We start from the raw sequence: 8,708 nt of genomic DNA on the forward strand, positions 1-8,708 counted from the left end.
TACTTTGCGTTATCAATAGTCAATCTAATGTGTATATGAAAAATAAGATTTTATTGCTGGGCTTATTTTGTTGTAGCCTGATTTCGGCAAAAGCACAAGTTTTACTCGACAAAGGAACCGGAAAGAATAGTTTCCCTATTGTTTCTTCATTAACGAATGCAGTCGTTTGTTTTGATGGAAAAGATGCAACTGTAGTACGTAAAAGTGCTTCTCTTTTTGTAGATGATGTTCACCGTGTGACGGGGCAAGAGTTGAAGATGGATGAAAGCAAGCCCGGAAGAGTATCTGCGCGGTATGCGATTATTGCCGGTACTATAGGAGAAAGCGGGTGGATTGACGCTTTGGCATCTAGAAACAAAATAGATACGGCAGCTATTGCCGGAGGTTGGGAACGCTATATGATAGAAGTGGTCAACAATCCTGTGCCGGGCATAAAGAAAGCAATTGTTGTAGCCGGAAGTGACAGGCGTGGCACGGCTTACGGACTCCTCTCTATTTCAAAAGCAATAGGAGTATCTCCCTGGTATTGGTGGGCGGACGCTCCAATCAAACAGCAAAAACAAGTTAGTGTAAAAGTCGATAAGTTCATTTCTAAAACACCGTCTGTCAAATTCAGAGGTATCTTTATTAATGATGAAGACTGGGGACTTTATCGTTGGTCGAAACGCAATTTTGAAAAAGAACGTGGAAACTTCGGACCGAGAACGTATGCAAAAGTGTGTGAACTGTTGCTTCGTCTTCAGGCTAATTACCTTTGTCCGGCTATGCATGACGCATCCATGGCATTCCACCGTATTCCTGAAAATCGGCTGGTAGCGGATAGCTTTGCTATTGTCATGGGGTCTTCTCATTGCGAACCATTACTGTTTAATACAGCAAGCGAATGGAAACGTGATAAAATGGGTGAATGGGATTATATCAATAATAAAGAGGGTGTCAACAAGGTGTTGAAATCACGCGTAGATGAATGTGCTCCGTTCGAAAATGTATATACCCTGGCTTTGCGTGGATTACACGACCGGGCGATGAATGCAAGCAATGACATGGATGACAGAAAGAAAATGCTTCAGGAAGCACTGATGGCACAAAGACAAATGTTGGTAGATGCAATCGGTAAGCGTGCAGAAGACATTCCTCAAGCCTTTACTCCTTATAAAGAAGTGCTCGATGTATACGATCAGGGGTTGGAACTTCCGGATGATGTGACCATTATCTGGCCGGATGATAATTATGGATATATGAAACGTTTGAGTAGTCCGAAAGAGCAGAAACGTTCCGGCCGTTCGGGAGTATATTATCATTCTTCTTATCTTGGTAAACCTCACGATCATCTTTGGATGAACACAACTTCCCCTACATTGATGTATGAAGAACTCCGTAAGGCATACGACATGACGGCTGACCGTATTTGGCTACTCAACGCCGGAGATATCAAGTCCTGTGAATTTGCTGTAGACTATTTTCTGACAATGGCTTTCGATATTGATTCATTCAATTTTGAAAGAGCGGCAAATTATCGCACTGAATGGTTGTGCGGTATGTTGGGCGATGACTATCGGGCCGAATATCAGGATGTGATAAACTCTTTCTATAAATTGGCTTTCGCCCGTAAACCTGAATTTATGGGATGGGGTTATCAGTGGGCTACGGATAAACACGGAAGAGAGCGAAATACGGATACTGATTTCTCGCTTGCTAATTATCGTGAAGTGGATACTCGTCTGGCAGAATATCAGCGGATAGGAAATGTGGCAGAAAAAATATTGAAAGCTTTACCGGAAGATAAAAAAGCATGTTATTATCAATCATTATATTATCCGGTCAAAGGTTGTGAACTATTGAACCGTATGATTCTCAACGGACAGAGAAACCGTTGGTACTCTATTCAACAGAGGGCAACTACCGCAGAACTGGAAAAAATGACTAAGGCTTGTTATGATAGTCTGGAAGTAATAACAAAAGGATATAACTCATTACTTGGAGGTAAATGGGATCATGTAATGACCATGAAACAGGGATTTGCCGCAGCCTACTTTGAACTCCCGGCTCTGCGGAAGGTAAATCTGGCACCTGCAGCCTCTTTGGGCATATTGGCCGAAGGAGAGGATATTTTGAAAGGGCAGAAGAGTTTCCATTCCCTGCCATGTTTCAACACATACTTCCGCCAATCCTATTACGTAGACGTTTTCAATAAAGGAGCGACTCCTCTGAAATGGAAAGCATCGGTTTCAGATAACTGGATTCTGTTAAGTCAGAAAGCCGGAGAAACTACCACGGAAAATCGTATAGAAGTCTCAATCGACTGGGCTAAGGTCCCGACTGGTGAGAAAGTATTCGGAACGTTGGAAATCGCATCTGATCGTGGCGAGAAGGAGAATGTTTATATCTCAGTCTTCAACCCTTCTTCTCCTTCATTAGCCGAAATGGACACTTTATTTGTAGAGCACAATGGATATGTTTCTATTGACGCTGCCGGTTTTCACCGGAAGGTAGAGAACAAAGCTATTCAAATGAGAACGATTCCTAACTTGGGAATAGAAAATACAGCTATTCAACTAGGTGACCCGACAGCCGCCCCGCAGCGGACAGCAGGTCGCAGTACCCCTCGCCTGGAATATGATTTCTATACATTCGAACAAGGTTCGGTTGATGTCTACACATACGTATTGCCTACATTTACATTAAGTAAGGACCGTGGGTATGCCGGACATGAAGCAACGAATGTGGAAACGAAATATGGAGTATGTATTGACGAAGGTCCTGTGATGAATCCTTCTACTTCTTCTTTTGAGTATGCACAAATCTGGTACGAAAGTGTGTTGAAGAACTGTAGAATCAACAAAACCACTTTGCATATCGACAAACCGGGTAAACACACAGTGAAAATTATATGTGGCGATGCCGGAACTGTATTGCAAAAGATTGTCTTGGATTTCGGAGGAATGAAGCGCTCATATTTAGGTCCGCAACCGACGAGACAGGGAAAATAGCAAGCTGAATAAAATATACTAGAGCTATGAAAAACACTTTTTTTATGTTATTTTTCTCCATAGCTATCTCATTTATAGCGTGCGGGGGCAGTGGTGAAAATGATGAGAATTTACTAGCTGGTAACGGGAATACGGAGAAACCAAAGGAGGACGAATCCCAGGAGCCTGTGGTTTGTAGCATCACACCTATTGGGGAATTGAATCAGGGGACACCTATTATAAATTCCCACGCAGATGTTACGAAACGCTCTTCATTGATGATGAACTATCGGATGCTTGTGACTATGGAATCTTCGTATCCTCGCTATCCTCGTATAAAAAAGATGAAGAATGGTGACTATATTTTGTTCTATCACAATGGTAGTGCTAATAATAATATTGGTCGGCGTTGTGTTTATGCGCTTAGTAAGGATCTGAAAACTTGGAGCAATAAAGGAGAAATATTTAACAGTTATGACATTATCGATAGCAAAGGCAATAAGAATATACATTGCTATGCTAATTGCGATGGGCTGGTGCTCTCTAATGGAGATATATTGGCAGTTGCATCTTGCAGAGCTAATTCCGGTTATCGGGATTTGCCGGAAGATGCAGGAATTGAATTAAAGCGCAGTACGGATAATGGTGTTACTTGGAGTGAACCTATCAAGATCTATCAGGGAGTTAATTGGGAACCTTTCTTGTTGGAGTTGCCTACAGGTGAATTACACTGTTACTTTACAGATAGCAGTCGTACTGGCTTGGAAGGACATGGCACAGATACAGGTACGGCAATGGTTGTTTCTACTGATGGAGGAAAGACATGGAAACCGGACTTTAGTTCTTCTCCTTATTATGTATTGCGAATGAGGTGGGAGAAAAACGGCATTGTCGGCTATAATCATCAGATGCCTTCTGTTGTGAGACTCAATGATAATAAGGGATTAGCTGCTGCTGTGGAAACCAATAATTCAGGATATCATATTTCGCTTTGTTATTCAGATAAAGACAAATGGGAATATTTGGCTGCCGACCAGGAAGGACCTGTCGATAGTAATAATTGTGTTTTCTCCGGTATGGGACCATATTTGGGACAGCTCCCTTCGGGAGAAACCGTCCTTTCGTATGAATCGTCAAGTAAATATACTCTTAAAATAGGAGATGCTACTGCTCGTAATTTCGGTAGCGCTTATCAACCTTTTTCTGGTGGTTATTGGGGATCATTTTGTATTATTGATTCACATACTTTGGTTGGAACTAATATTAAAGCGAAAGAAGGACCGGTTCAGATGGCACAGTTTGTACTTAATCATCGTATTGATGCCGTGAAAAGAAAGGTAACAATAGATGGTAACAATAAAGAGTGGGCAAATACAGATCATGCACTCTTTGTGGGCAGTAAGTCACAAGCACAAGGAACGTTACGTTGTTCGTATGATGATGATAATATTTATTTCCTGTTAGAAGTACTTGATCGAAACTTGTTAGCCTCTGATTACGCTTCCTTATACGTATCTCCTGTGAGTAATAATAAGCTGTCAAAAGGGGCTTGCTGCATACAAGTAACAATGAATGGACTGAAGAATTGTGAAATATATGATGCATCATGGAAAGAAGCTCAATTAGATGCCCAGGTCAAAACTTATGTTTGCAATGAAACAAATGAGAGGCTTATAGATGATTATGGATATATTGCTGAAATTGCTATTCCACGTTCAAAATTGACTATCACTTCCGGGCAAGTACTTGTCAATTTTTCTATTACAAAGCGGAATTCTTTAGATGCCATTTGTGATGTTGCATCTACAAGTACGGCACGTTGGATACCGGTGACTGGGTTATGATTCGGAGAATTTAATATTGAATAATTAATTATATAGAACACTACGATTATGAAAAGGAATTATTTGATTTATGCCTTATTGATGACTGTTTTTTTGAGCTCAAATGTGATTTCTGCTCAAAATTATTTTGGAGATTTTCCTGTGAAGGCAGATCCAAAGACGGTTGGAAATAAATTGAGCAGACGTTTAATGGAAACTAAACATCAACTGTATTTTGATAGAGGAATACATTATGCAGAGGTGTGTACATGGTATGGAGCTCTTCGTTTTGCAGAATTGACAAATAATAAAGAATTGATAAAGCTGTTAAGAAACCGTTTCGAATTATTGTTTCATCTGGAAAAAGAACTTCTACCTCCACCGATTCACGTAGACCAAAATATGTTTGGTTGCTTACCTCTAAGATTTTATAATATAACGAAAGATAAGCGTTATTTAGATCTGGGACTGCCCTATGCTGACACTCAATGGGAACTTCCTGCCAATGCGAATGAAGAGGAGCGTAAATGGGATAAAAAGGGATATTCTTGGCAAACTCGTCTTTGGATTGATGATATGTATATGATTACTATTGTGCAATCTGAGGCTTATAAAGCTACTGGTGATCCTAAGTACATAAATAGGGCTGCCAAAGAAATGGTTCTGTATTTGGACGAATTGCAACATCCCAACGGTCTTTTCTATCATGCACCGGATGTGCCTTATTATTGGGGACGTGGTGATGGTTGGATGGCTGTCGGTATGACGGAGTTACTTTATAACTTACCGGAAAAGGATCCTAATCGTGCACGTATCATGAAAGGTTACTTGTTGATGATGGATAACTTGAAAAAATATGTGAACAAGGACGGTCTTTGGAATCAGCTGATTACCGAACCGGACTTTTGGACAGAGACATCTGGTTCGGCAATGTTTGCTTATGCCATGATTGTGGGCGTTAGCAATGGTTGGTTGGATAAAAACGAATACGCTCCAGTGGCACGTCGTGCTTGGCTAGGGTTATGTAACTATATTGATGACAAGAACGATTTGACAGAAGTTTGTATCGGTACCGGAAAGAAGAATAGTAAGCAATACTACATGGATCGTCCCCGTATTGCCGGAGATTATCATGGTCAGGCTCCTATTTTGTGGTGCGCTTATGCTTTATTAAATAATAAGTAGATAATATGGAAATTTTATAAATGGGTTAAGTAGTTGCCCAAAAAGTTTTATTAGCTATTACGCAACTATGAATAAAACTTTTTGGGCGGTTAAATTTATTTATGTCTGGATATATGATTCTATTAAATTGATACTATTGTAAGTTTCCTGATTTATTTGTATTGGGTAATGTTATTCTCAATAATCCTTGATGATATACTTTGCTTTTTAAAGTATTCCCATTGAAAGTGACTTGATAATCTTTTTCTGGATTCATACATATAAGAATTGTTCTTTGGTGAGGAGCTGTTGAATCATCAAAAGCAATTTCCGCTTGATATTGAGTATAATCGCTATTAAAATGACAATTAGAAATCCACACTTCAAATCCTGTTGATACTTTTCCTATTCGATAGTATGCAGCAAACCAGTTGAGAATAGGGGATGATAATTCTGAGAATTGATGCCACCCAGCTCCACGTTGGGAGGATATAATAAAGTGTTCGAAAGTGTAATAACTCTCCTCGCATTCTTTCTCTCAGGTATTTAGTGCAGTTGTTGCCACTTGGCAGGCCTTTTCTCCTTCTCCAAGATCTAACAAAGCTTTCCATATCATCCATTGGTAAGGAAACCAAACTGCTCCATTCCAATATCCATCTGTTCGATAATAAGGAGCAGATTGGTCTACTGTAGAAATTCCTACTTCTGTCCACATTTCATTAGGGGAGAATATATGGTTTATCATTCTGTCTGTTTGTTTTGGAGAGGAAATGTTTGCAATCAGCAGACTTATGCTATCTAAACCTTTATTAAAGTTGGAGCCATCTTTATATCGATAAATGCCTATAGGTTTGCCATTGCTATTGTGCATTACATATCCAAAATAGCCTGTTTCTTCATCCCAGGAATAAGTTTGTAATGCATTTGATAGTTGTTTAATGATTTGCTCATACTCTTTTACGTCTTTTTTAAGGCCTAATTCTTTTGCTGCTAAACGTAAAATTTTTGCAGCTCGGATATAATAAGCTGAAGTTACTACTGGAGTAACAGACGCCTTGTCGCGTAAAGCATGTTGAGGTGGGTAGTCATCCCAGCCTCCTGAATTATAAAAATAATCCCATGTATAAAGGCTATTCCAATTTTTGCCGGGTGTGAAATGCCGAATATACTGTCCTTGGGTACGAACGGGATAAACAATGTTAGACAACAATGCTGATTGCAATAAGCGGTGTCCAAACTTATACTTTTTTCCATCTACTACAATTTTATCTTCGGAAGTGTTTGAGTCCTTTTGTATTAATGAATTTAAAACTTCTGGTGTGGAATGAAACTTTTGAATCTGTTCATTAACTTGTTGTGAATTTCCCGTGCAGACCAAGGCATATATAGTCTGTTGGGAATGAGGCCCGAGGACAATCGGACGTAGGAGAGCATTGGAGTAATGCCATTCTTTATTTTCTATTAGTCTTGACGATACATGATCATGAGTTTTCTTACGGAAAAAAGATTCTAAGTTGTTATCTAGAACTTCTCGAATCTGAGATTTCGGATAATTCCACGCTATTCCATAATAGTTATTATATCCTGGATATTTTAAAATAAAATCTTGTTTTGTTTTCCCGATTTAATTTCAGGAATAAAAGAAAGCTTTCTGGAGACTATTTTGATTTGTTTTACATCTTTTTCACTACTGATAAAGAAGCCATCTAAATTAGTACTGTAAGTGCCTTCTGATTTTAATTCTAGCGTATATTTTCCCTATTCTTTGCAAGAATAGGGAACTAAGGCTTATGCTATACTCTCTGGTACCTTGTAATTCCAAACGATTTTCAGTTATTCCCTTTATTTGAAAAGTACTTGTTTTTCCTTTAGGCGTATTGCATCTGAATCCTATCACCCCTTTTTCTTTTCTTGGGAGGATATTTACCTCATAGATTATTTATCTCCTTTATTTTTCCCAACCCCTTTACCTATAACAAAGCCACTGAGTGATTGTGCGGTTCGCATCTCATTTCTTTTCCATCCATCGTATACTAAATTATACTGTGGTAATTTGTGCGCAGATTCATTTGATATATACTCAGTTGCATTATGCCATTGTATATCTAAATCTTTAGGAGTTTTAAATTGTGGCTGTTCTATTTCATAGTCGATATATGCCATCAAATTGAGAACAAGATTTTGGTTAGTGGTCGTATTATTGACGTAATGCATACTTGCTAACGTCTGATGTTCATCTAATATATAATGGGTAACATCGGTAAATACACGATCTTTCCACTCCATCTCATAGCGGTATGTGATGCGATTCATGGAAGAGTTGCTATCCCATGGATAATAAGATGCTTTTGAAAAGCACATGAGGAATCAGTTGACGATTGCGGTAATAGCTTGGCATTACAGAGAAATTGAAACGCATTCCTGCTTTCATATCAGGTATGTGCGAGATTTTGGTGTATCGTTTAGAGTAAGGCCCCCAAGCTTGCTGTGAGGTGATGTCGTGACTATTAGTAAAACATGATGGAGGGCTCGTTGATTGTCCCAATACAGATGTTATCCAAAACATAATCATTAGTAACGTCATTAAAGATTGCTTAGTTTTCATATTAGAGTATAAAATGATTTGTTGTATCAAATGTAAAGCTTCTTGTTGCTAAAATAGAAAGAATTTATTCAATAAAAAATATAAATTATTCATAATGCAAATAATAGGTCATTATAGCTTGTATATATCTTTTTTATTAGTTGTTAA

At 38.8% G+C, this 8,708-nt stretch carries 6 protein-coding genes; 3 read left to right on the top strand and 3 right to left on the bottom strand.

Annotated elements, in window-relative coordinates; all coding sequences use genetic code 11:
* Nucleotides 1–35: 35 nt before the first annotated feature.
* Genes ACT8YW_RS06215 through ACT8YW_RS06225 form a run of 3 tightly spaced genes read left to right on the top strand, consistent with a single transcriptional unit; the run spans nucleotide 36 to nucleotide 5,977 of the window.
* Entirely contained in the window at nucleotides 36–2,990 is a 2,955-nt protein-coding gene (locus ACT8YW_RS06215; RefSeq protein WP_444104365.1) for a glycosyl hydrolase 115 family protein, read from the top strand.
* A gap of 26 nt (nucleotides 2,991–3,016) precedes the next feature.
* Nucleotides 3,017–4,813: an exo-alpha-sialidase gene (locus ACT8YW_RS06220; RefSeq protein ID WP_004296576.1), complete on the top strand. Its 1,797-nt coding sequence runs from the start codon at nucleotides 3,017–3,019 to the stop codon at nucleotides 4,811–4,813.
* 48 nt (nucleotides 4,814–4,861) lie between these two features.
* Complete coding sequence (locus ACT8YW_RS06225) at nucleotides 4,862–5,977, top strand: glycoside hydrolase family 88/105 protein (RefSeq protein ID WP_444104366.1); 1,116 nt, start codon at nucleotides 4,862–4,864, stop codon at nucleotides 5,975–5,977.
* A 517-nt stretch (nucleotides 5,978–6,494) separates the two neighbouring features.
* On the opposite strand, the gene ACT8YW_RS06230 is transcribed toward ACT8YW_RS06225, so the two are convergent.
* The 3 genes from ACT8YW_RS06230 to ACT8YW_RS06240 all read right to left on the bottom strand — a co-directional run bounded on the left by ACT8YW_RS06230 (nucleotide 6,495) and on the right by ACT8YW_RS06240 (nucleotide 8,522).
* Nucleotides 6,495–7,334: an MGH1-like glycoside hydrolase domain-containing protein gene (locus ACT8YW_RS06230; RefSeq protein ID WP_444104367.1), complete on the bottom strand. Its 840-nt coding sequence runs from the start codon at nucleotides 7,332–7,334 to the stop codon at nucleotides 6,495–6,497.
* Between the two features lie 557 nt (nucleotides 7,335–7,891).
* Complete coding sequence (locus tag ACT8YW_RS06235) at nucleotides 7,892–8,269, bottom strand: hypothetical protein (protein WP_444104368.1); 378 nt, start codon at nucleotides 8,267–8,269, stop codon at nucleotides 7,892–7,894.
* A 10-nt stretch (nucleotides 8,270–8,279) separates the two neighbouring features.
* The gene (locus ACT8YW_RS06240) at nucleotides 8,280–8,522 is read right to left on the bottom strand and encodes a hypothetical protein (protein ID WP_444104369.1); all 243 of its coding nucleotides are present in this window, start codon (nucleotides 8,520–8,522) and stop codon (nucleotides 8,280–8,282) included.
* Nucleotides 8,523–8,708: the final 186 nt, after the last annotated feature.

The sequence above is a fragment of the Bacteroides sp. genome (genome assembly GCF_052357945.1).
Taxonomy (GTDB): Bacteria; Bacteroidota; Bacteroidia; order Bacteroidales; family Bacteroidaceae; genus Bacteroides.